Consider the following 24,548-nt stretch of genomic DNA (forward strand, 5'->3'; position numbering starts at 1 on the left):
CTATGCAAAAAGTTGTCCTCGCGACCGGCAATGCCGGTAAAGTGCGTGAGCTCGCGTCGCTGCTCAGCGATTTCGGGCTTGATGTGGTAGCGCAAACCGATCTCGGCGTCGATTCAGCCGAAGAGACCGGGCTGACCTTTATTGAAAACGCGATCCTGAAAGCGCGTCATGCCGCGCAGATAACCGGGTTACCGGCAATTGCCGACGACTCCGGTCTGGCCGTTGACGCACTGGGCGGCGCGCCGGGTATCTATTCCGCACGCTATGCCGGTGAAGACGCGAGCGACCAACAGAACCTGGAAAAGCTGTTACATGCTCTGAAGGATGTGCCGGACGAACAGCGTCAGGCGCGCTTCCACTGCGTGCTGGTCTATCTGCGTCATGCTGACGATCCCACACCGCTGGTGTGCCACGGCAGTTGGCCGGGCGTGATTGCGCGTACGGCAGCAGGCAACGGCGGTTTTGGCTATGACCCAATCTTCTTCGTGCCTTCGGAAGGCAAAACCGCCGCCGAACTGACGCGTGAGGAGAAAAGCGCAATTTCCCACCGTGGACAGGCGCTGAAGCTGCTGCTGGAAGCCTTACGTAATGGTTAAGTTGCCGCCGCTGAGTCTTTACATTCACATCCCATGGTGCGTGCAGAAATGCCCGTATTGCGACTTCAACTCGCATGCGCTCAAAGGTGAAGTCCCGCACGATGATTACGTCCAGCATCTGCTGAGCGATCTCGACGCGGACGTTGCGTATGCGCAGGACCGTGAAGTAAAGACCATTTTTATCGGTGGCGGTACGCCGAGTCTGCTTTCCGGCCCGGCGATGCAAACGCTGCTCGATGGCGTGCGTGCGCGCCTGAATCTGTCAGCAGATGCAGAAATTACTATGGAAGCGAACCCCGGCACCGTGGAAGCCGATCGCTTTGTCGATTATCAGCATGCCGGGGTGAACCGTATTTCTATCGGTGTGCAGAGCTTTAGCGAACCCAAACTGAAGCGTCTGGGACGCATTCACGGCCCGGAAGAAGCCAGACGCGCTGCGAAACTCGCCAGCGGGTTAGGCCTTCGCAGCTTTAATCTCGATTTAATGCACGGCCTGCCGGATCAGTCGCTGGACGACGCGCTGGATGACCTGCGCCAGGCAATTGCGCTGAATCCGCCACATCTCTCGTGGTATCAGTTGACGATCGAACCGAATACGCTGTTTGGTTCTCGCCCGCCGGTGTTACCGGACGATGATGCGCTGTGGGACATCTTCGAGCAGGGCCACCAGTTGTTAACCGTCGCAGGTTATCAGCAGTATGAAACCTCAGCCTATGCCAGACCGGGCTACCAGTGTCAGCACAACCTGAACTACTGGCGCTTTGGCGATTATCTGGGCATTGGCTGCGGCGCGCACGGTAAGGTCACGTTCCCTGATGGCCGCATTCTGCGCACCACCAAAACGCGCCATCCACGTGGCTATATGCAGGGGCGTTATCTGGAAAGCCAGCGCGATGTGGAGCAGGCCGATAAGCCGTTTGAATTCTTTATGAACCGATTCCGTCTGCTGGAAGCGGCACCGCGGGCTGAATTTACGCAGTATACAGGGTTGTCGGAGACGGTGATTCGTCAGCCGCTTGATTACGCCATCGCCCAGGGGTATCTGACTGAGTGCGAGACGTACTGGCAGATCACCCAGCACGGTAAACTGTTTTTAAATTCGCTGCTTGAGTTGTTTCTCGCCGAGTAAGGTCGTCAATGTGTGCCGCCATCCGGCAACTGCCTGATGGCGCTGCGCTTATCATGCCTACAGAAAAATGTGTCACCCATAGACCGGATAATGTGCGCTCATCAGGCCTACAGAACATGTGTCACTGTAGGCCGGATAAGGCCTTGCGCCGCCATCCGGCGAACTGCCTGATGGCGCTGCGCTTATCAGGCCTACAGAAAAATGTGTCATCCGTAGACCGGATAATGTGCGCTTATCAGGCCTACAGAACATGTGTCACTGTAGGCCGGATAAGGCCTTGCGCCGCCATCCGGCGAACTGCTACCGTCAGTCATTAATACTGATTAAACATCGTCTGGATCTGTTGCGGATCTTTGGTCTGAGTCAACGCCAGTTGCAGCAGTACGCGGGCCTTCTGCGGGTTCAGAGAACCGGAGGCAACGAAACCGTACTTCGCATCATCGATTTCCGCATCCTGAGTGGTTGAACCGGTCGGTACGCGGGAAGAACGCACCACAACCGTCCCTTTATGCGCCGCGGTTGCCAGCGTATCGAAGACGGTTTTGTACAGGTTGCCGTTACCCACACCGGCGCTCACAATCCCATCATAACCCGCATCCACCAGCGCTTTTGCTGGAAGATCTGACGCATTCGCGTAGTTATACACGATCCCCACTTTCGGCAGTTCAGTCAGTTTAGAGACGTCGAAAGGCGTGGAGGTCGTGTGCTTACGCGCAGGCGTACGTTGGTAGTCGATTTTGCCGTTATGAATGTAGCCCAGCGGACCGTAATTAACAGATTTGAAGGTGGCCACATCGGTGGTGTTGGTTTTAGTGACGTCACGTCCATCAAGTACGGTATCGTTCATCACCACCAGCACGCCACGATTGGCCGAGGCTTTATCCGCCGCCGTGACCACGGCGTTGTAGAGGTTGAACGGGCCATCCGCACTCATTCCGGTAGACGGACGCATCGCCCCAACCAGCACGACTGGCTTGTTGCATTTCACGGTCAGATCGAGGAAGTAAGCCGTCTCTTCCATGGTGTCAGTACCGTGCGTAATCACGAAACCGTCGGTGTTGTCACACTCGGTATTGATTTTCTTCGCCAGGGTTAACCAGACGTCGTCGTTCATATCCTGCGAGCCAATATTGACAACCTGCTCGCCCTTAACGTTAGCGATATCCTTAAGCTGAGGCACGGCCCTGACCAGATTCTCTACGCCAACCTTCCCCGCCGTATAGTTGGATTTGGTTGCGGAGTCACCGCCACCGGCAATCGTCCCGCCCGTCGCTAAAATAGTGACGTTAGGTAAGGCGAGCGCCGCGCCGCTGAAGCCCATAACCAGTGCAGCCAGCGCCGTTTTCCTGAAAAACTCCATGTTATTTCTCCAGTTACGTGAATTTGCCGCATTATCCCAATGCCAGAGATGAATAATGTGATTTCATCCAATTAACCAGACAAATGTATTTTTCAGATTGTTAAATTTAGAGGTGGATATCAAAACGAAGCAGAAAGGCAAAACAAAATGGCACAGAGACGATCTGTGCCATTGTTTTATATGAAAAGTTTATTTCAGCGTACTGACCAGTGCTTTGCGGTTATCTTCCAGCGTCACCACGCGGCTGCACACGTCTTTACCGAACTGCTGGAAATCTTTTTCCTGATTCTTCCATTCGTCCTGAATCGCTGTTTGCAGTCCGCCAAGGCTACCAAGCACGCCCTGCAGTGGATTACCACCGCCTTTCAGGACGGCTTTCGCCCCCATCTCGTTGATGCTGTCCTGCAAAATACCGCCCATCGCCTGGTTCACCAATTGTTGACCATCGGCGCGAACCTGATCGATAGCCTTGTAGTGGAAGGTCAGGCCGTCGGTACGATGCTCGATAATCCGGTTCATCTGCGCTTTCAACTGGGCATCCAGTTTCGTCAGACGCCCCCGCATGTTACTGCTCTCGCCGACTTCTTTAGCGATAATTTTATCCAGCGCCACGCGCCCTTTTTCGACACGACTTCTGGCACCTTCATCAATCCATGGCAGCGCGCTGCGCAGTTCGGCCTGGTAATCTTTTGCCTGCTCGCGCTGTGCAGCGGTCAGCGCGTATTGCTTACCGTTAAACATCACATTGCCGTCAGGCGTGATCACCAGGTTGCCGTTTTCACCCTTCACCTGCACCGTCTGCGGGCTCAGAATCACATCGTCACGCGGCGTGACGCTGCACTGGTAGTCTGCATGAGCGGCCATCGCGGTGACAGAAAGGGCTGCCGCCAGCAGCATTTTGTGCATCATAACTTTCCCTCAAGACAAATCGGGCCAGCAAATGCTGGCCCCGTATGCGTTGTTAGTCCCACCAAACGTCGAAAAGTTCGCTGGTACGCACTTCTTCTAGTTTGCGCTCTTCCAGCCACTTACGCACAATCGCCTGATGTTCTTCAGTGCATTTGCCGATTTCCTGCATGCAGATCAGACCTTCCCAGGCCAGATAACCGCTGCCGTCAAAGGCCAGTTTGTTCGGTTCAATGACATCGTTGATAAAGTCATCAACGATTTTATCAACCTGCTCTTCAGATGTACCTTCCGGGAAACGCCATGCCACCGAAAATCCTAATTCCTGGAATTCGTCGATGTGCATTTTTTTACGCAGACGACGGCTACGGTTCTTTGCCATTATTTCACCCTCTCGAACATTAAGTCCCATACGCCGTGACCAAGACGATGGCCACGTTGTTCAAATTTGGTTACCGGGCGCGATGGTGGGCGCGGTACGTAATCATTGCTCTCCGACAGGTTTTTATATCCGTCAATGGAGGACATCACGTCAAGCATGTGCTCGGCATAAGCTTCCCAGTCGGTCGCCATGTGGAACACGCCGCCCAGCTTCAGTTTGCTTTTGACCAGCTCGGCAAACGGTACCTGAACGATACGGCGTTTATTATGACGTGCTTTGTGCCACGGGTCAGGGAAAAAGAGCTGAACCATGGTTAAAGAATTGTCAGGAATCATTTTATGCAGCACTTCGACCGCGTCATGGCACATCACCCGCAGGTTCTCAACGCCCTCTTCATGGGCCGACGCCAGACAGGCGCCCACGCCCGGCGAGTGAACCTCAATACCGAGGAAATTTTGCTCCGGGCGCGCTTTCGCCATCGCCACCAGCGAGGCTCCCATGCCAAAGCCAATCTCAAGCGTGACCGGCGCTTCACGGGCAAACAACGTCGCGAAATCCATCGGCTCTTCGCTGAATTCAACGCCCATCACCGGCCAGTAGTTTTCCAGCGCGTGCTCCTGCCCTTTGGTCAGTCGCCCCTGGCGACGAACAAAACTACGAATCCGGCGCAGTGGACGGCCGTTTTCATCAAATTCCGGTGAGATGACGTCGTTTTTCATAAAAGTTAAGTCTGCTTGTGATTAAGGTCTGAAAACGGGCATTATCCAAAGTTAGTTGCCGGATGCAAGTAAAGGAAGCGCTCACGCTGCGGAAAGTTCCGGTTTACACCCTGTTGCCTCTGTGCTGCAATCTTGCCCCCAACAATAATGAATTCGGTGACCATGCAAGCGTCTCAATTTTCAGCCCAGGTTCTGGACTGGTACGATAAATACGGGCGAAAAACCCTGCCCTGGCAAATTGATAAGACGCCTTACAAAGTATGGCTCTCAGAAGTGATGCTGCAACAGACCCAGGTGACGACGGTCATTCCTTACTTTGAACGGTTTATGGCCCATTTCCCGACGGTAACCGATCTCGCCAACGCGCCTCTGGACGAAGTGCTCCACCTGTGGACGGGGCTCGGCTACTACGCCCGGGCGCGCAATCTGCACAAGGCGGCGCAACAGGTCGCTACACTACATAAAGGTGTTTTCCCGGAAACCTTTGAAGAGGTGGCGGCGCTTCCCGGCGTCGGACGCTCAACCGCCGGCGCCGTGCTGTCACTCTCGCTGGGTAAACCTTTTCCTATTCTTGACGGCAACGTTAAACGCGTGCTGGCGCGCTGCTATGCTGTTAGCGGCTGGCCGGGTAAAAAAGAGGTCGAGAAAACGCTCTGGGATCTGAGCGAACAGGTTACGCCAGTCAAGGGCGTGGAGCGTTTTAACCAGGCGATGATGGACTTAGGCGCGATGGTGTGCACGCGCTCAAAGCCGAAATGTTCACTGTGCCCGTTGCAGAACGGCTGTATCGCTTTTGCGAACGACAGCTGGTCGCTCTATCCCGGTAAGAAGCCAAAGCAGACGCTGCCAGAGCGGACAGGTTATTTTCTGCTGCTGCAACATCAGGACGACGTCTTACTGGCTCAGCGCCCGCCAAGCGGATTGTGGGGCGGCTTATTCTGTTTTCCGCAGTTTGCCAGTGAAGAGGAATTACGGGAATGGCTGGCGCAACGGCATGTGAACGCTGATAATTTGACCCAACTTAACGCGTTTCGCCATACGTTCAGCCATTTCCATCTGGATATTGTGCCTATGTGGCTTACTGTGTCTTCATGCGGTTCATGCATGGATGAAGGCAACGCGCTCTGGTATAACTTAGCGCAACCGCCATCTGTTGGCCTGGCGGCTCCGGTGGAGCGTTTATTACAGCAGTTACGTTCCGGTGCCCCTGTTTAACGCACCGGACGATAAAGAGGATGAGTTATGAGCAGAACGATTTTTTGCACTTTCCTGCAGCGTGAAGCAGAAGGACAGGATTTCCAGCTGTACCCTGGCGAACTGGGGAAACGCATTTATAACGAGATTTCAAAGGAAGCGTGGGCGCAGTGGCAGCATAAGCAGACCATGCTTATCAACGAAAAGAAACTCAACATGATGAACGTCGATCACCGCAAACTACTGGAACAGGAGATGATCAACTTCCTGTTTGAAGGTAAAGACGTGCATATCGAAGGTTATACACCGGAAGATAAAAAATAAGCGCGTTGCCGGATGGCTCAACGCTATCCGGCGACAACGCACAACGACAAACACAACACGCACTCCCGGAATGATGAAAAAATTTCTCGCGCTTGCTGTTATTGCGCCGTTACTTATCTCCTGTTCCAGCTCGACCAAAAAAGGCGATTCTTATAACGAAGCCTGGATCAAGGATACCAACGGTTTTGACATTCTGATGGGGCAGTTTGCCCACAACATTGAAAATCTGTGGGGCTATCAGGAAGTGCTGATCGCCGGTCCGAAGGACTATGTGAAGTATACCGATCAGTACCAGACCCGCAGCCATATTAACTTTGACGACGGGACCATTACCGTTGAAACCATCGCCGGGACGGAGCCTGCGGCACATTTGCGTCGCGCCATCATTAAAACGCTACTGATGGGGGACGATCCCACCTCTGTCGACCTCTACTCTGACGTCGATGATATTCAGATCTCCAGAGAACCGTTCCTGTACGGCCAGGTGCTTGATCACACAGGACAACCGATTCGCTGGGAAGGCCGGGCGACGAATTTCGCTGATTACCTGCTGCAAACGCGGATGAAAAGCCGCAGCAACGGGATCCGTATGATTTTCAGCGTGACAATTAATCTGGTGCCGAACCACCTGGATAAACGTGCGCATAAATACCTCGGCATGGTGCGCAAGGCGTCCCACAAATATGGCATTGATGAATCGCTGATTCTGGCCATTATGCAAACGGAATCGTCCTTCAACCCGTACGCCGTGAGTCGTTCCGATGCGCTGGGTCTGATGCAGGTGGTTCAGCATACTGCCGGGAAAGATGTTTATCGCTCACAAGGCCGTTCCGGTACGCCGAGTCGCAGTGAACTGTTCGATCCGGCCAGCAACATTGATACCGGCACCGCATATCTGGCGATGCTCAATAATGTCTATCTGGCCGGAATCTCCAACCCGACTTCGCGGCGCTATGCGGTAATTACCGCCTACAACGGCGGGGCGGGCAGCGTACTGCGCGTCTTCTCCAGTGATAAAGTGCAGGCGGCGAATATCATCAATAGCATGACCCCTGGGGATGTATACCAGACGTTAACCACGCGTCATCCTTCTTCTGAGTCCCGTCGCTACCTGTATAAAGTCAATTCCGCGCAAAAAACCTATCGGCGGAACTGATCCTGCTCTTCCCCGCTCCCGGTAAAACGGCGAGCGGGCGTTGAAAAATCGTGATAACCATCACCCTTTCGCATTGCAAAAAGGTATTGTTTTGCAATTATTTGTCACAGGTAACAAAAAATCCCCCATCGTCGTTGATAGAATCACATCATACAGTCACGGCATTTGTGCCAATCGAAACATCCATTCGCCTTCCTGTGTGAGGAAATTAACATGAATCTTAAGCTGCAGCTGAAAATACTCTCCTTTCTGCAGTTCTGCCTGTGGGGAAGTTGGCTGACCACCCTCGGCTCCTATATGTTTGTCACTCTCAAATTTGATGGTGCTTCTATTGGTGCTGTTTACAGCTCGCTGGGGATCGCGGCGGTTCTGATGCCGACCCTTCTGGGGATCGTGGCGGACAAATGGCTCAGTGCAAAGTGGGTCTACGCCATCTGTCACGTGGTGGGTGCGGTGACGCTGTTCATCGCCGCTGAGGTCACAACGCCGGGAGCGATGTTCTTTGTGATCCTGCTTAACTCGCTGGCCTATATGCCAACGCTTGGGCTGATCAACACTATCTCCTATTACCGCTTGCAGAACGCAGGCATGGACATTGTCACCGACTTCCCGCCGATTCGTATCTGGGGCACCATCGGTTTCATCGCCGCCATGTGGGCCGTCAGTTTCTCCGGTTTCGAACTGAGCCATATGCAACTGTATATTGGTGCCGCGCTCTCTGTGATACTGGTGCTGTTTACGTTGACCCTGCCGCACATTCCGGTGGCGAATCAGCAGAAGAATCAAAGCTGGACTTCTATGCTGGGTCTGGATGCCTTCGCGCTGTTTAAAAACAAGCGCATGGCGATCTTCTTCATCTTCTCGATGATGCTCGGCGCAGAACTGCAAATTACCAACATGTTCGGGAACACCTTCCTGCACAGCTTCGACAACAATCCGCTGTTCTCCGGAAGCTTTATCGTTGAGCATGCGTCGGTGATGATGTCGATCTCGCAGATCTCTGAAACCCTGTTCATCCTGACCATTCCGTTCTTCCTGAGCCGTTACGGGATCAAGAACGTGATGCTGATCAGTATCGTGGCGTGGATGTTACGCTTCGGCCTGTTCGCCTACGGCGACCCGAGCCCGTTCGGTACCGTACTGTTGGTTCTGTCGATGATTGTTTACGGTTGCGCCTTCGACTTCTTCAACATCTCCGGTTCGGTGTTCGTTGAGAAAGAAGTTCGCCCGGAAATCCGCGCCAGCGCGCAGGGCATGTTCCTGATGATGACCAACGGCTTCGGCTGTATCCTCGGCGGTGTGGTAAGCGGGAAAGTGGTGGAACACTATACTCTGAACGGCATTACCGACTGGCAGACCGTGTGGCTGATTTTTGCCGGCTACTCACTGGTATTGGCCTTTGCCTTCGTGGCGCTGTTTAAGTACAAGCACGTTCGCGTTCCTGCCGGCACGCAGACCGTCGCACATTAATCTCTCTGCCGGATGGCGCTTGCGCTTATCCGGCCTACACCAAACACCATGCCGGATAAGCGCAAGCGCCATCCGGCATTTTCCTTTGATTACTTCAAAACATACCCGTACAAGCGTTTAATTCCGTCGGCGTCGGTTTCACTGTAAACGCCCTGTAACTCCGGTGAGAACCCCGGCAGCATATTCACCCCCTCTTCCAGCGCCAGGAAATAACGCTGTACCGCACCGCCCCAGACTTCGCCCGGCACGACGCACAGCACGCCAGGAGGATACGGCAGCGCGCCTTCCGCCGCGATACGGCCTTCAGCATCACGAATGCGCACCAGTTCAACATCACCACGAATAAAGGCGCTGTGGGCGTCCTGTGGGTTCAGCGCCACCGTCGGGAAACTCTCCTGGCGGAACATCGATTTTTGCAGATCCTTCACGTCGAAACTGACATACAGATCGTGCATCTCCTGACACAGTTCGCGCAGGGTGTAGTCGCGATAGCGCACCGGATATTTATTGAAGATAGTCGGAAGCACCTGCGCAAGCGGCGTGTCGTCTTCAATATGCTGTTCGAACTGCGCCAGCATCGCCGTCAGATGTGCCATCTTTTCTGAACTCTCAGCGGGCGTCAGCAGGAACAGAATCGAGTTGAGATCGCACTTCTCCGGCACAATGCCGTTTTCGCGCAAATAGTGGGCCAGAATAGTGGCCGGGATACCAAAATCAGTATAACGACCGGTCTGCGCATCAATACCCGGCGTGGTGAGCAGTAGCTTGCACGGATCGACAAAATACTGGTCGTCGTCATACCCTTCAAAGCCGTGCCATTTCGCGCCCGGCGCAAAGCTGAAGAAACGTCGTTCGCGGGCAATCACCTCGGTGGGATACGACTGCCACGCCTTACCATCCACAACCGGCGGAATAAACGGCGCAAGCAGCTTACAATGGGTCAGGATAGCCTTACGCGCCTCAATCCCCAGCGTTACGCACTCTGCCCACAGACGTCGACCGCTCTCCCCTTCGTGGATTTTGGCATTGACGTCCAGCGCGGCAAACAGGGGGTAGAACGGACTGGTTGAAGCGTGCAGCATGAACGCATTGTTCAGCCGCTTATGCGGACAGAAACGCGCCTGGCCGCGAATATGATTATCTTTCTTGTGGATCTGCGAGGTCTGTGAGAATCCGGCCTGCTGTTTATGCACCGACTGGGTGACGAAAATTCCCGGATCGTTTTCATTCAGCTCCAGCAGCAGCGGCGAGCCGTCGGCCATCATCGGGATAAACTGCTCATAGCCGACCCAGGCTGAGTCAAAAAGAATGTAGTCACAAAGATGACCGATTTTGTCGATCACCTGACGGGCGTTGTAGATCGTGCCGTCGTAGGTTCCCAACTGGATGATTGCCAGCCTGAAGGGACGCGGCAATTCTGCCTTTTCGACTGCTACGTCGCGGATCTGTTCGCGCAGGTACGCTTCATCAAAACAGTGTTCATCGATCCCACCGATAAAACCAAACGGGTTACGGGCAGCCTCCAGATACACCGGGGTGGCGCCTGCCTGAATCAGCGCACCATGGTGATTCGACTTGTGGTTGTTGCGATCGAACAGCACCAGATCGCCACGCGTTAGCAGCGCATTGGTGACCACTTTATTCGCCGCCGACGTGCCGTTCAGAACGAAATAGGTTTTATCGGCGTGGAAGACTTTGGCGGCAAACTTCTGCGCATGTTTTGCCGACCCCTCGTGAATCAGCAAATCCCCCAATTTCACGTCGGCATTGCACATGTCGGCACGAAAAATATTTTCGCCAAAGAAATCATAGAAATGACGTCCAGCCGGATGCTTTTTAAAGAACGCGCCGTGCTGATGCCCCGGACAGGCAAACGTGCTGTTTTTCATTTCCACATACTGCGTCAGCGTATCGTAAAACGGCGGCAGAAGATCTTCCTCATACAGACAGGCGGCGGATTCCAGCTCGAGCCACTCCTGCGCATTGCCACGGATCACCGCCGTCGCGCCTGCGGGCAGATCCATGTTCTCTTCAGTGAGAATAAAGACCGGCAGGTGAAAGCCCGTGCGTTTGAGAAGCGCAAGAATACCGCTACGGCTATCGGCAACGGTCATGACGACGGCAGCAACATCGGTAAAGTCTGTACTGTCCAGCGCCACAACGCCGCGATGAGTAGATAAACGAGAGACCAGTTCACTACTGGCGGCAATGTTCATTGATTTCATAAGCGCAAAAACCCGTTTCGGGAGAATAAGAGTCCCGGACAAGGCTCAATGCCCTGCCCCACGAGATGTTCAGGCCAAACTGGTCACCAGCTCCGACCGCCAGACATCAGTAAAAGCAGACCGCTTCTGATTTTACTGTTGTCCTGCAGTGAGCATGCGTTGCCCTCACCGCATGGTGAGTAAAAGGGAAGGAATTACGAGAAGGGGCAGACATCGCGCTAAGCGGCGATGCGAAAGGCGATGTGAAGGTGTTGCGTTCATCCCATGCGGCCCCGAACGGACTGGAGAAAATTCGCGCAATCATGGCACCTTTAACCAGGAGGGGCAAGAGTTAATTCTTATGCACACTTGTTGCGGTTAAACAACACTGTAAATGAGAACCAAGTCATAATAATGCAATCTGACAAAATAATTAGCAGGAGCTTACGTGGTAATCGGACCTTTTATTAATGCCAGCGCCGTTTTGGTGGGTGGCGTTATTGGCGCCCTTCTGAGCCAACGTTTGCCGGAACGGATTCGTGTCTCAATGACCTCTATTTTCGGTCTCGCATCGCTTGGCATTGGTATCTTACTGGTGGTCAAATGCGCCAATCTTCCGGTTATGGTGCTGGCAACGCTGGTCGGCGCATTAATTGGTGAGTTTTGCTATCTGGAAAAAGGGATCAACAAAGCCGTCGCCAAAGCGCAAACACTCTTTATGCGGCCCGGGAAAAAGCAGCCCCATGAATCGTTTATCCAGAACTATGTCGCGATCATCGTTCTATTCTGCGCCAGCGGCACGGGGATTTTTGGGGCCATGCGCGAAGGGATGACCGGCGATCCGAGTATCCTGATTGCTAAATCCTTCCTCGATTTCTTTACCGCCATGATCTTCGCCTGCTCGCTGGGTATCGCCGTTTCGGCTATTTCGGCCCCGATGCTGCTCATCCAGCTTTCACTGGCGACCTGTGCGGCGCTGATATTGCCGCTCACCACCCCTGCGATGATGGCCGATTTCAGTTCGGTCGGGGGATTACTGCTGGTTGCCACCGGCTTACGCATCTGCGGGATTAAAATGTTTGCCGTGGTCAATATGCTCCCGGCGCTGCTCCTCGCCATGCCGCTTTCTGCCGCCTGGACCGCGTATTTCGCCTGAGAATGCGTGCAATAACAGCAAAGTGGTGATAGATTGTGCAGTCTGCGTTGAAATGAAGAAATTTCGTTGACGAAACGAGACGGATCGGTTTTAATGCGCCCCGTTGCCCGGATAGCTCAGTCGGTAGAGCAGGGGATTGAAAATCCCCGTGTCCTTGGTTCGATTCCGAGTCCGGGCACCACTATTTAAAGAACCCAGCCTATGGCTGGGTTTTTGCTTTTGGGCTATGTTGGGAATTGCCAGATGACGGCGCAAATGCCTTATCCGCTTACCCCTCTGACCGTAGACATGACAGGCGTTCAGCACCAGCGCAGCGATACATGATTTGAATTAGAGAATATGGCTGATTTAATCTGGGGTTAAGAAGAAAGAGCGTCCAGATGTGGCGAAGTGAGAAGTGATGAGAGAGAAAATGCCCATCATCAGATGGGCATGAGACTACAGACGTTCAATTTGTACTGTTGCCATGGAGTTAATATTTCCCGGCACCACTTCCTGCCCCGTCAGTTGCACCATTTGTATGCCAATCGTCGTATCGTCCTGTAGCGGTAGTGTTCCGCTATTGATAGCAAAAGGTTTGTTGGCGCTGTCAAAAACACCAATGGCTACGCCTTTAGCCGCCGTTTCATCCGTAAGCGAATTAGCCAGCGCATTGGCATCGGTGGTATCAGCATTGCCGAGCACTTTAAAGGCAATTTTGCCTTGATCAGCCAGCGTGGCACACTGGCTGTTAGTCCTGTCGACTGAAATATGGATGAGTATCGGATTGGTGGCCTCATCCCCTTGTTTGATCAACGTATCCGTTTTTTCCAACAGTGAAATTGAGGATTCATTGAGCATTACCGTACAACTGAAGGTATTTGGCTTGACTGTACCAGATATCTGCAACGTAGCGGTGTTCTCTTCAGCGATCGCTTGCCCGATGCCTGCCGCCAGCATGAGTGGCAGGAGGAAAAAGCGAAAATGCGTTTTTGTCATTTTTTTCCCTTAGAATGGGTCATCCTGCAATGGTTACAGGCGTTCGATTTGTACTGTCAGATTGGTTTTGACGGAACCCAATGTCACGCTACTGTTTTTCAGCTTAACAAGCGCCAGATTCAGCGGGAATGAGGCCGGGTGCGTCGTTGGACTCCCGTCCCCACTGACCGCAGCGGGGAATCTGGCGATAGTCACATTTGGCACTATCGCACTCTTATCCATACCGAAAAGCTGGATCCCGATCCCCGTAGCGGCTGATTCACTGGTATCAGTATTTTCCAGCACGCTGCCATCAATATCATCAGCTTTCCCCACAAACTTCAGACCGATATTTTTGTAGCCTTCCTCTGCATCGCAGTTATCCCCGCCCAACTGTATATAGATATGGTCATCGGGCACCATCGAGGTGACCGGGCTTCCTTGTTCAGGAAGCAAGGTCGCACTGTGGTGCAAAGAGAGAACGTATTTGCTCATCAACACGGTACAACTGCTTTTCACACGTTCAAGCCGGCCATAAACAACGAAATCTTGCCCTGAGTCCTGCGTGGTTTCTGCTGCTCGTAAAGGCGTGATGACAGAAATCAAGGCACAACTTACAGCAAGAATCAGTGATTTTTTCTTCATGATGATTCCAGTCTGGAATGAAAAAAACAGCAAAAAAGCAGGCTTTCTTGCTGTTTTATCTAAGGTGAAAATTACAGGCGTTCGATTTGCACTGTCAGCGTGCTGCTGACGTTACCTGGCGTTGCAGGAACCGCTCTGTCGAGTGAAACCAGTTTTAAGCCTAAATGGTCTGCACCGGTCGATTTTAGCAGGTCGGTATTCAGCGCAATGGGATCGCCATAAATCGAGAACATACCCACGCCAACACCTGATGCTGCAGCCGCAGAAGTATCTGCGTTAGCCAACACATGACCGGTAACGGAATCACCAGCACCAGTGAAGCGGTAGCCCATCTTCCCGTCAGCGACCATCGCGAGGCAATTCTCATCGCCATTAACAGAAATATTGACGATATCAGAAGGGAGCTGCTTTACGCCTTGTTCTACCAGTTGTTCAATCTTTGCTTCCATACTAATGGTGGTGGGATTGATGCTCACAGTACAGATGGTGGCTGGATTAAAAGCGGTACCGCTAATGGAAAGCGCAGCAGAAATGTCCTTTGGATCCGTTTGCGCCAGGGCCGTGCCTGCAATCAGTAGCGTTAATGCACTGATTGCGGATAATGATTTTTTCATCTTTCTATCCTTGCATGTCATTTAAAAATCTCCTCACCAGTGGTGAGGAGAAATAAATCACAGACGATCAAGCTGAATGGTCAATGAACCCTGTACTGAACCCTGTACCGGAGTCTGCCCAGTGAGTTTCACCAGGCCGAGTCCCAGAGCGGTTGTCGTTCCTTTTTCTACAGGCAGCGTTCCACTGTTAACAGGGACCACTTTGCCGCCAAGGTTATACAGAGCAATCCCTACACCGGTAGCTGCGCCTTCGCCGGTATTCGTGTTAGCCAGTACGTTACCATCCGCAGTATCGACCGTGCCAAGGAAGCGATAAGCCAGTTTGCCCTCATCCGCAAGTGAGTCGCAAACATCGTTTGCGCTTGCGCTGGCCCCGGTTACGCTGAGTTGAACAAGGCTGGTTGGCAGTGCATCAGCCCCCTGAACAGCCATACTTGTGATGTCTCCGTTCACTTTGACTGAACTCTGCGTCAGGTTAATCGCGCAGCCCGTGTCGTTGTTGGTTACCGTACCCGTTACGCTCAGCGTGGCGGAAACATCCTGTGCCTGGGCAGCACCCATAACAAACATGGCGGAAACGGCTAAACCTAAAAGTGACTTCTTCATACTGATATCCTTGTATTTTCCTTGAAATTAAAATAAGCGAAGCACGCTTGCGCCCTAAAAAGCGCAAGTGGTCTTCCGTATTTTTTATTTACGGTTTAGTGGATTACAGATAATTAATATGGAGCGTAATTTGCGCTTTTACTTTTCCTCCTGAAACAGATTGTTCCGTTCTGGCATAGCGAACGGAAAGCGGTAGCGGAAATCCCATTTGTTGTTGGGGCATGGCAATATCTACAGGATGGCCTGGCTGCATAACGATGCCGTTAAATGCCATTTCAATTCCGACGCCTTTTGCCGGGGTGTCCGTTGCCACATTTGCAAACACTGTTGGAGTATTCGCTGCATAAACGCCTTCGATATTAATGCTTGCATGCTGAGTATTCAGGCACTGTAAATTCACGCTCACAGGCCAGTCGGCACCATGACGATTGTCCAGTAGCTCTTTTGCATCAATGGGAGTGAGATCAATTTGCGGTTGAGGTATTAAGATTGAACAATGCGCTTTCGCGGCAATAACAGTGAGCGCCAGATTTACCACCAGCGAATTATCGCTTAGGGTCAGTAACGACGGTAGCTTTACGCTGAACGTCCCACCCTCGATTGGGCCGGTTTTTATTGCTTCAAATCTTAATTTAATATCCTCTGTGGTCAGTTCCTTTTGCGTTACGTCGTCGAGAACGGCGTTAAAAGGCAGCAGCCACTCTTTATGGGGCATACCGGGTTTGTCATAAATCACCGTAATACGCACCCCCAGCCCTGGCAAAGACGTAGCCCAGATATTTTTCCCGCGTTGAGCACTGCTAATACGACCGACCAGCGTCTGATGGTTTTTTTTAATACAGACGGGCAGGATTGGCCGATGCGTCCCCGTAAGTTGCGCCAGCGACTGCTCTTTCTTGTACAGTACGGTACCAACAGAAACCGAAGTCATTGTGGTCGGTAGTTGCACAGAGACAGGAACAGTAAGGCTCTGGCGTTTTACCTGCTGATTGAGCGTACACGCGTCTTCCAGCGCCAGAGCCTCTCCCGCCCAAAGCGTCAGGCTACTGAACAACAGTGTCATCAGGCGTAATTTCATCATCATTATCCTTAATGGCACTCAACGGAGAGTATGGCGATGGGGAGCGTTTCCCCCTCTTTTGCTGGCAGCCTATAAGGCGCTGAGCAGGTTTGTTTGTCGCCCCAGCGGAAGGTTACGCTTCCGCTGTCAGGCGCCGCGTTCAGATAAACTTGCCCCATATCGCCGACGTAATAAGTGTCGTTGCTGCCATCAATAGTTGCCCGTGCGCCAAATGGCACTGTTTTTCCCTGACGGGTTACCGTCATGACCACTTTACGTCCGCTTATCGCCGTAAATTTCGCCAGCACAATGGCGTCCTTAGTCGGCACAACCTGAGCGGAGGTGCTGACAAAATCCACCGCTTTGCTGGTATGGGTATCAATACTGAGTGAATTGCGGCGATAAGTTTGCAGATCGGGGACGATCGCATAACCCCGCCAGTCGGTCACGACATTCTGCCCGCCATCCAGAGGAATGTCGGCGGCTCCCGGAATAGCGACCAGTGCCAGACTGTTATTGGAGTAGCGGCCTGCCGTCATGCCATGACGGTGGGCAATAAGGCTTCCGGATGCATTCCAGGAGAGATACTGGTTGTGATCGGCGTTGTAAGTGACATTCATATCGCCATATTTCCCCTGATAATCGAGACCCAGAGAACCGCTCTGCGTATCACCTCCATCTTGTCCTGTGTCACTGGAGAGTTGCATATTCCAGTTGAGATCCTGTCGTTCTCCCACTTTGCCAGCGATCCCCATCTGCTGGCTCACGTCGCCTTTCATCCCCGAGGTGGTGGTATAGTTGATCATGGGCTGAGAGGCCGGGAACCATTCACCTAACGGAACGGAAAGCGTGAACGCCAGTTGTTTGTCCCATTCAGCATCGCTTTCGTTTCGCGTCATACTCCAGGCAAGCGAAAAGCTCACCAGCTTCCATGAACCATTCCAGCCGAGCTGCCATGAACGAGAGATGCTGTTATCGGCATTTTCCGTCCGGCTCAGCGTGGCGTACAGGCTATGTTCGGTCGTGAGCTCCTGGTTCAGGGTTAAGTTGTATTCACGACGCTTGCGGCTGTCCTGAAACAGATCTTTTGTATTGGCCCAGTCGTTGAATGAGAGGTAATCGTGTCGATAATGACGACTGTCCAACTGAATTTGTGTATTCGATTCCGGGATACTGTTGCGGTAAGTCAGACGCAACATATCCCCCGTGTATTCTGGTGTGTTTTCACGCTGCGCGCGGCTATGGGTATTATCAACGGCGATTCCGCCAAGGCGCTGCAAGTCAACCCCCATGCCAGCGCTGAATGCCTTAAATTGCGCCTGCAACTGACTGCCGCCATATAGCGTGGTATTCAGAGGCAAACCATAGGACAGCGTAAGCTGAGCAATCTCAGGGTTATCCATGACGGCGCCGTCGTTTGACAGAAAATGCCCGCCAACAAGGCTGTATTTAAATTGTCCACGGCGCAGCAGTTGCGGCACATTTGAGTAAGCGACCGTGCTGTGAGACTCTGAACCATCCGCTTCCGTCACCGTCACATCCAGCTTGCCACCGTTAGAGACGGACGAGAGATCGCCAATGACAAAAGGGCCTGGCGGCACGTTGCGCTGATAAATGACATAACCGTTATCTCTGATTGTCACCTGAGCGTTACTTTTTGCAATCCCGCGAATGAGTGGCGCAAATCCATTCAGTTGTTCAGGGAGCATATCGTCATCAGAGCTAAGCTGGACGCCACGGACCAGCAGACTGTCGAAAACATCCGCCGGGGTGCTGGCATCCCCCACAGTGAGTTCTCCCTTGAGCGAACGCACTGCGGTCTCCACATAGCTGGAGAGACTCTTCCAGCCCGTATCGTTACTAAGGGTTGAATTATTACGGTATCGCCAGCGTCCGATATTCACGCCATTGGTCAGGTTTGCGAAAACAGAATCTGTCGTATTTGTACTGTGACGGATATACTGCTGTCCTGACAGCTGGTACTGAGTGATGAGCGCAGGAATGCCATCATCCCACTCTTCTACAGGAACCCCCTGTTCGCTCTCATCACGTAACAGCGTTTGCGGAATGGAAATATCCAGTTGGAGTGAGGCAAAGTCATAAACGGCTTTTGTACCCGGCAGTTGTTCCTCCATTGACTTGCAGGTATTCGTCAGCGCGTTATCTTCATTTTTTGAGTCAACTTTATTCATATCCACCCCAAGCTCCTGATAGGTTTTAAAAGATAAACAAGGAATGAGCTGTTTATCTTTATTCAGTTCAAACCGGATACTGCTCACCAGCCGCGCTTGACCATTAACGTCAATATGCACCTGATAAGTACCAGGAGGTTGGTAACCCTGGCTTAATAGCGTGGTATCGTTGATTGTTGCTCCACCATTTACGGTTTGCAGCAATCCTGGATCGAAATATTCCCCTGCATGCAGAGGACGGCATATCACTGACGCGACGAATAAAGCAAGCCACGAAATCCTTGTGTGTTGCATAACGTCTTAAATTTTCAATTAAGCTGCTGTGAATATTTTTTTGAAGTTACGCCAAAATCGTTAATCGCATCCCATTCCACACGGGTATTAGCCGATAGTGTATGTTTAATTTGATAAGTCTTATTGCCAAACGCCGGAATGACCGTGTTATTACTCACAACAGAAACCGGGACAGATTCTTTATCGACAATAATATCGCTTAACACCAGATTAAACGGTGAGCTGTTATTAACAGTGACACTATTACCCGAACGAGACCATTGCAAATTCTTCACCCCCTCACCCGGATCGCCTTTCAGGCCCGCCGGGCGAAAAAAGAACTTAATGCGGTTATTAACGGCTAACACCATTCGGTTTTCCACTTTAGCTTCTGAGTCGGTGAGCCCGGGAACACCTTTTACATCCAGCCAGAACAGGCTTTCGCGATCGGCTGGCAACCCATTGCCGAGATAAACCACCCGAATCACGTTATCGCTCTTTGGCGTCAGACGAAACAATGGCGGAGTTACCACAAAGGGCAATTTTTTGGTGGCCGAGCTGTCTCCCGCGTCTATCCAGGACTGAATAAGGTAAGCTCGCTCTTCAGAGCTGTGGATCGTTACCGACGCATCTCCGTCTTTTTCGTTATAAACCAGACGGTCCGCGTTTAATGTTAATGCGGCATGAACCGTTCCTGACAAGATAAATATCGACAGGAGAACCGATGCAAATATTTTTTTCATTGCGCTTCCGGTGACAATAATGAGAAAACATCTCCGTGACTAAAGCATGACGGAAATGTCCATAATAAAAAACAAGCAATTCAATACGTGCCCGTCTTAATGAGCATCATGATAAACAGGTGCCTGAACTGACGTCAAGAAGGCCTGTCAAGGCGTCGACATTTATAATATTAAATGCATGAATGAATTTTATGTTTACTATTATTCAGACCCCACTCAATTATATATAAGTTTATTGTAAAGCCATAAACTCATCCCAATTGGGACTCATTACAGTGCGGGATTCCAATTCAAAACAACGATGGGGTATTGACTTTTATAAAACCCCAACCTACCAAAAGAATATGCTGTCTTGATGAGCTATAAATAAAAAGTTATGACAATTTGCAACTAATTATTCATACACTGGTGTATTTACGCCTCCAGCCTCACTTTTATACAGAAAAAAAGCATAGCATCGTCATCTGCCTGCTAATAACAAAACCGCAAAGACCGTTACGGATGAATCTCCGAGGATGAACGATAATGCTGCGAGGCACTATCCGACTGTGTAGCCTCCTCAGTAAGAAGGACATACACCAATCGGGCCCGACATTCTATTTCAGACATCCCGCCAAAAAGGCGGGTTTTGATCGCAGTGAACCGGGTTTGGCAACGCAGGCAGCCGCTTATTTATAAATCACATCCAGACCGGCGGTCGCTTCAAAAACCCCACTGACTGGAATGTTACCCCGGGCATTGACAGGATAAACCTCAAGTTCTACTTCACCATGTTGGTCCGTAATGGGAACCGGAATTTCTGTGCGTTGCGGGATAATTCTTGCCTTCGCATGTTCCAGCACAATCCCGACATCCGGGTTACTGGTTTTGATTGCAGGAAGATCCTGCCCTACAGAAACAGCACTTAGCCGGAGTTTAACCTGCACGGCTTCATTCACATTCATACATTTCAGTGATATTTTCACGCGCTCATCGCTATAGCGATCGGGCTTCTTCCCCCGCTGATTCAGCGCATTACGGTTTACAGCGTGCAGATCAACATGAATAATATTGCCATCGTTGATGACGCAGGATGCCGGGCCCGTAATGTCGCCTTCCAGCCACAGTTCGCTGATGGGCTCATGACCAAATCCATCATTTGGAGCACCGGACGATTCATGTGTGGTCGCGAATAACTGGAAAAGACGCGTTCTGGGAATGTGAATTTGACCGGAGACGGATTTTCGCAGATACAACGACAAACTTCCGCTGGTGCCTGTCGTTTCATACATTCTCTGGCAATCGCCATGGAGTGGAGCACTATCAATCGCGCCATCAAAAGGAACGTAGTGTTCCCACTCCTCCCCCTGAACATTTACATTGGTCCTGACAGCCAGATAGTCATTGACCTGGTAATAATATTTTTTTTCGTTAAATGGCGCGAGGTTGGTGGTTGCTTTCCACGTGACATGATCATGGCGAAAAGCGGGCGAGCAGACACAACTCAGTTGATAGGGCGATTCAGACCATCTTACATCCGGAAGGGATTTGTCCTGTTGGCGATGACCGGCGAGCATCTCATTGACAAAAACGGTGTACTTATTTTGCCCGCTGGTTGAATGGCAAATACCATCAGCCGCGCTGACACTCATGCTGACTGAGAAAATAATGGCGGAGAATATATATTTCATTCTTACTGGCACTCCAGATCGTTAATAAAGATCCCATTTGTCAACGCAGGGTTATCGATACGGTAGGTTGCGCTGCAATTCGCCATTTCCCCCTTCCCCCATGAAACATGGAGAGCCCCATGATCGGGCAAACCGCTTAAATAGACTTCGCCATTATCTCCGACCATACTCATTATATCGCTGCCACGAAGCGTAACGTTCGCGCCAAACGGAACGACATGCTTTTTCCTGAGTAGAGTAAATAAAGCTTTATGCCCGGTTTTTAAATCAAATCGCCGTAATATTACCGCCCCCTTTGTGGGAACCGCATCCTTACGCGTCTTGTCCGCTTCGACCTCGGCGGAAAAAGAAGTCGGATCGATGGCAAGACTATTGTGATGATAGGGGGTCAGATACGGGACGACAGCGTATCCCTCAGAATCCGTGGAAATATTGGTCGTATGTTCCAGTTTGATATCGCGAACATGACCTGTGCTTATCAGGGCAAATGTATCACCAATGGGTTGAGAAAACGTCACGCCTTCCTGATGCGCCACAATGCCACCATTGATGCCATAATTTAGCTGCTGACTGTGACTATCATGGTTGTAGCTATAGCCCACATTACTTTGATGATAGCGGGACCGGTAATTAGCCTGCATATTTCCACTGCGGACTGCAGCGTTAGCGCCGAAAGATTGCTGAATGCTCCAGGATAAAGCATTATCCTTCAGCGACACGCCATTGAGCCCTACCTGATGGCGAGAACGTTCATGATTTGAGCTTTGCCCATTCCATGACAACCAGGTATTTGTATGCGACACGCCTAACGGAATTTGTACGGATAGCGCTATCTGTCGATCGTTTCCGCTACTTTCAGTACTTCTGGTTTGAGCAAAGGTTAAGTTATAACTGACGTCCTTATCATATAGGGTATAACCGAGAGTAAATGAGGTGTCCGATTTTTGCTCCTCCCAATACTTATTTATTGAGGATGAAAAAAATATCTCCCCCAGTTCAGCCGGAAGCGGCTGGCTAATCGTAGCATTCATTTTCCGTTGTAGATTAAAGCGATTATTTCCGTCATAAACACGTGAGTTAAAGTCTGAAAAAGAACGGTAGCTTTTATTATTGTAGAAATAACTTTCTACCGTTACACCAGTACTGGTGGGTTGGATTATTTTGGCATATTGCATGTGCATATAACCGCTCTTTAACTCTTTATCGACAGACGACTTTTGAGGATGCCCCTGGGTTCTGACGAAATCGGTAGATAGCGATCCGAAATAACCCAGGCCAAAACCCATACCAGTTCCCCAGGAAAAATAGTCGGCTGCCGCGATAATCCCGGCATAGGCCGTGAGGCGAGTAGACACACCATATGCCAGCGTACTCTGGACAAATTCAGGATTCGCGCTTTCAGCGTTGCCACCATATATCCCTGACGAGACTGTATATTTCACCTGTCCTTCGCGCTGCATAACAGGTACCGCCGAGTAGGGTTCCTGAAAACTGCGGACCTCACCCGTTGATTCATAAATGTTGACCTGGAGATCACCACTGGCCGTGGTCGGATGAAGATCTCTTATTTCGAAACGTCCAGGTGGAACCCAGTCCTCATACACCGTAAAGCCGTTTTGTTTCACCTCAACTCTGGCATCGGTTTTTGCGATTCCCCGTATGGTTGGCGCAAATCCTTTCATGGATTCAGGTAGCATTGAATCATCTGACTCAAGCGTCACACCTTTGAACTGAAAAGTGTCAAAAAGCAGGCTATTGGACCAGTATTCTCCAAGGGTGAAGCGACTTCCGCCGAATAACAGAAGATTTCGGGTCACATAGGTATTTGTTGAATCCCAGCGATTGTTACTCCAAATCGCGGTATTACGTACCCTCCATGCTCCCATATTCAGGCCATTATGCAGATTCAGATAGCTGTTATTTTGGGATCCATATGCCTGCTGTCGGTTCAGAGAGCCCGAGAAGGCGTAGTTTGTAAACAGGGTGGTAATCCCGTCATCCCACTTTTCAGGAGGGATTGTCCCCTGCGCTTGTCTTTCAATATTTTTTTGCGGCACCGATAAGCGAATCGTGTGGCTGAGAAAATCCACCTCTGAGATTGCTCCGGAGATCAATTCCTCCAGTGGTGGCGTGAGGGCTTGTGCAGACAGTAAATTCAGCTCAGGTAATTGCCTGAGATCGATCCCCAGTGTACTCAATTGGCTTTTCGTGAATCGGGCAACCAAAGGCTGATGAGCGCCTGGTTCTAGATCAATCGTCATGGATTGAATATCAAAGTGGTTAAGTTTGACATTCATCTCATATTGACCAGGAGCCTGCGCGCCATGTTGCTCAAACTGGCTGAGATCAACATCAGACGAGACGCCCTCATCCAGCGTAAGAAATGCGGGGTTGAAATAGTCCTCAGCACATCCGTATGCCGGAATAAAAAATAAAGCCAACCCTACCCTAAAAAAGGCATTTATTATATTCATAGAATAAAAAGACTACAGCATCTGTTTTTGTATATGGGTTACGGTCCCAAAATCATCAATAAGACGCCAGGATACTGTTTTAGGTGAACGATTTCCCCTGAGAGGATAACTGACCGTTGAAAATGGCTTAACGACATCCGCTTCTTTTATCTCATTGTCGTCTACCACAAATGAGTAAAACACAAGGTGAAAGGGTGTCGGATTGGTCACGTCAACATGCCCGCTATTGTAACGCGCGACCAGCTTCTTATCGCTTTCGGCTGGTGACTTAGCCAGTGCCAGAGGCCTGTAGAAAAGCTTCATTCTCGACTTCACAGCAATCTGCAGACTGTTGTCATGACCTTTTTTTGCTGAAGGAATCGCCCTAATATTCAGCCAAAAGAGACTTTCTCTGTCTGAGGGCAACTCCGCCACGCGAATAATTTTAAGCTCCGTTCTGTCACCAGCATCCATTCTTAACAAGGGTGGAGTAATAATAAACTGCCTTGTGTTTTTTTTATCACCGCCATCAACCCATGACTGAATAAGATAAGCCCGGGACGCCTCCGGATTTTCAATTGAAATACTTCCCGATTTATTGCTTTCCGCATAGATAATACGTGTTCCGTTGATCAAGACGCCTGCCGACGAGGGAAAGGAGAACACGATAAAAATAATCAACAATTTTTTCATTTATATAAATACCGTATCATTATCTTAAAAGCGTCCTTGCTCCATA

General features: G+C 51.0%; 22 protein-coding genes and 1 tRNA gene. 8 read left to right on the top strand and 15 right to left on the bottom strand.

What is annotated here, in order from left to right:
- Nucleotides 1-2: 2 nt before the first annotated feature.
- Together KE671_RS11025 and hemW are read left to right on the top strand one after the other, a co-directional pair.
- The gene (locus tag KE671_RS11025) at nt 3-596 is read left to right on the top strand and encodes an XTP/dITP diphosphatase (RefSeq protein WP_206162989.1); all 594 of its coding nucleotides are present in this window, start codon (nt 3-5) and stop codon (nt 594-596) included.
- Nucleotides 589-1,725, top strand: a complete 1,137-nt coding sequence (gene hemW, locus KE671_RS11030) for a radical SAM family heme chaperone HemW (RefSeq protein WP_206162990.1) — start codon at nt 589-591, stop codon at nt 1,723-1,725. The genes KE671_RS11025 and hemW overlap by 8 nt, the downstream gene beginning before the upstream one ends.
- A gap of 313 nt (nt 1,726-2,038) precedes the next feature.
- Here hemW and ansB read toward each other — a convergent pair whose 3' ends face one another.
- The 4 genes from ansB to trmB all read right to left on the bottom strand — a co-directional run bounded on the left by ansB (nt 2,039) and on the right by trmB (nt 5,092).
- Nucleotides 2,039-3,085, bottom strand: coding sequence for an L-asparaginase 2 (ansB, locus tag KE671_RS11035; RefSeq protein WP_206162991.1), 1,047 nt, complete (start codon nt 3,083-3,085; stop codon nt 2,039-2,041).
- Nucleotides 3,086-3,274: 189 nt separating this feature from the next.
- Complete coding sequence (locus tag KE671_RS11040; RefSeq protein ID WP_206162992.1) at nt 3,275-3,994, bottom strand: DUF2884 domain-containing protein; 720 nt, start codon at nt 3,992-3,994, stop codon at nt 3,275-3,277.
- 52 nt (nt 3,995-4,046) lie between these two features.
- Nucleotides 4,047-4,373 carry a YggL family protein gene (locus KE671_RS11045; protein WP_206162993.1) on the bottom strand — a complete coding sequence of 109 codons (327 nt, stop codon included), beginning with the start codon at nt 4,371-4,373 and terminating at the stop codon, nt 4,047-4,049.
- Entirely contained in the window at nt 4,373-5,092 is a 720-nt protein-coding gene (gene trmB, locus KE671_RS11050; protein ID WP_206162994.1) for a tRNA (guanosine(46)-N7)-methyltransferase TrmB, read from the bottom strand. Before trmB ends, KE671_RS11045 begins: the two co-directional genes overlap by 1 nt.
- 162 nt (nt 5,093-5,254) lie before the next feature.
- On the opposite strand from trmB, the gene mutY reads away from it, so the two are divergent.
- The 4 genes from mutY (at nt 5,255) to KE671_RS11070 (ending at nt 9,236) form a co-directional block, all read left to right on the top strand.
- Nucleotides 5,255-6,307 carry an A/G-specific adenine glycosylase gene (gene mutY / locus KE671_RS11055; protein WP_206162995.1) on the top strand — a complete coding sequence of 351 codons (1,053 nt, stop codon included), beginning with the start codon at nt 5,255-5,257 and terminating at the stop codon, nt 6,305-6,307.
- A gap of 27 nt (nt 6,308-6,334) precedes the next feature.
- Nucleotides 6,335-6,610: an oxidative damage protection protein gene (locus KE671_RS11060; RefSeq protein WP_042324122.1), complete on the top strand. Its 276-nt coding sequence runs from the start codon at nt 6,335-6,337 to the stop codon at nt 6,608-6,610.
- Between the two features lie 70 nt (nt 6,611-6,680).
- On the top strand, nt 6,681-7,766 hold the full coding sequence (gene mltC, locus KE671_RS11065; RefSeq protein ID WP_206162996.1) for a membrane-bound lytic murein transglycosylase MltC: 1,086 nt from the start codon (nt 6,681-6,683) through the stop codon (nt 7,764-7,766).
- 213 nt (nt 7,767-7,979) lie between these two features.
- Nucleotides 7,980-9,236, top strand: a complete 1,257-nt coding sequence (locus KE671_RS11070; RefSeq protein ID WP_206162997.1) for a nucleoside permease — start codon at nt 7,980-7,982, stop codon at nt 9,234-9,236.
- A gap of 89 nt (nt 9,237-9,325) precedes the next feature.
- Here the strand turns inward: KE671_RS11070 and KE671_RS11075 are convergent, their stop codons facing one another.
- Nucleotides 9,326-11,461: an ornithine decarboxylase gene (locus tag KE671_RS11075; RefSeq protein WP_206162998.1), complete on the bottom strand. Its 2,136-nt coding sequence runs from the start codon at nt 11,459-11,461 to the stop codon at nt 9,326-9,328.
- A 427-nt stretch (nt 11,462-11,888) separates the two neighbouring features.
- Between KE671_RS11075 and KE671_RS11080 the strand changes: the two genes are divergently transcribed.
- Nucleotides 11,889-12,596 carry a DUF554 domain-containing protein gene (locus tag KE671_RS11080; protein WP_206162999.1) on the top strand — a complete coding sequence of 236 codons (708 nt, stop codon included), beginning with the start codon at nt 11,889-11,891 and terminating at the stop codon, nt 12,594-12,596.
- 105 nt (nt 12,597-12,701) lie between these two features.
- A tRNA-Phe gene (locus tag KE671_RS11085) sits at nt 12,702-12,777 on the top strand.
- Nucleotides 12,778-13,034: 257 nt separating this feature from the next.
- On the opposite strand, the gene KE671_RS11090 is transcribed toward KE671_RS11085, so the two are convergent.
- From KE671_RS11090 to KE671_RS11135, 10 genes are all read right to left on the bottom strand, one after another.
- Nucleotides 13,035-13,574 carry a fimbrial protein gene (locus KE671_RS11090; protein ID WP_206163000.1) on the bottom strand — a complete coding sequence of 180 codons (540 nt, stop codon included), beginning with the start codon at nt 13,572-13,574 and terminating at the stop codon, nt 13,035-13,037.
- 33 nt (nt 13,575-13,607) lie between these two features.
- Nucleotides 13,608-14,198, bottom strand: a complete 591-nt coding sequence (locus tag KE671_RS11095; protein ID WP_206163001.1) for a fimbrial protein — start codon at nt 14,196-14,198, stop codon at nt 13,608-13,610.
- Between the two features lie 71 nt (nt 14,199-14,269).
- Nucleotides 14,270-14,812, bottom strand: coding sequence for a fimbrial protein (locus tag KE671_RS11100; RefSeq protein ID WP_206163002.1), 543 nt, complete (start codon nt 14,810-14,812; stop codon nt 14,270-14,272).
- A 57-nt stretch (nt 14,813-14,869) separates the two neighbouring features.
- Nucleotides 14,870-15,418, bottom strand: coding sequence for a fimbrial protein (locus tag KE671_RS11105; RefSeq protein WP_206163003.1), 549 nt, complete (start codon nt 15,416-15,418; stop codon nt 14,870-14,872).
- Between the two features lie 103 nt (nt 15,419-15,521).
- Entirely contained in the window at nt 15,522-16,502 is a 981-nt protein-coding gene (locus KE671_RS11110; protein WP_241029831.1) for a fimbrial protein, read from the bottom strand.
- Nucleotides 16,503-16,507: 5 nt separating this feature from the next.
- On the bottom strand, nt 16,508-18,964 hold the full coding sequence (locus tag KE671_RS11115; RefSeq protein ID WP_206163004.1) for a fimbria/pilus outer membrane usher protein: 2,457 nt from the start codon (nt 18,962-18,964) through the stop codon (nt 16,508-16,510).
- Nucleotides 18,965-18,978: 14 nt separating this feature from the next.
- Nucleotides 18,979-19,686: a fimbrial biogenesis chaperone gene (locus tag KE671_RS11120; protein ID WP_206163005.1), complete on the bottom strand. Its 708-nt coding sequence runs from the start codon at nt 19,684-19,686 to the stop codon at nt 18,979-18,981.
- Between the two features lie 668 nt (nt 19,687-20,354).
- Nucleotides 20,355-21,356: a fimbrial protein gene (locus tag KE671_RS11125; protein WP_206163006.1), complete on the bottom strand. Its 1,002-nt coding sequence runs from the start codon at nt 21,354-21,356 to the stop codon at nt 20,355-20,357.
- A gap of 2 nt (nt 21,357-21,358) precedes the next feature.
- A complete protein-coding gene (locus tag KE671_RS11130; RefSeq protein WP_206163007.1) occupies nt 21,359-23,830 on the bottom strand; it encodes a fimbria/pilus outer membrane usher protein in 2,472 nt (823 codons plus the stop codon).
- Nucleotides 23,831-23,842: 12 nt separating this feature from the next.
- On the bottom strand, nt 23,843-24,502 hold the full coding sequence (locus KE671_RS11135; RefSeq protein WP_206163008.1) for a fimbrial biogenesis chaperone: 660 nt from the start codon (nt 24,500-24,502) through the stop codon (nt 23,843-23,845).
- Between the last annotated feature and the right edge of the window lie 46 nt (nt 24,503-24,548).

The sequence above is a fragment of the Citrobacter amalonaticus genome (assembly GCF_018252635.1).
Lineage (GTDB): Bacteria > Pseudomonadota > Gammaproteobacteria > Enterobacterales > Enterobacteriaceae > Citrobacter_A > Citrobacter_A amalonaticus_E.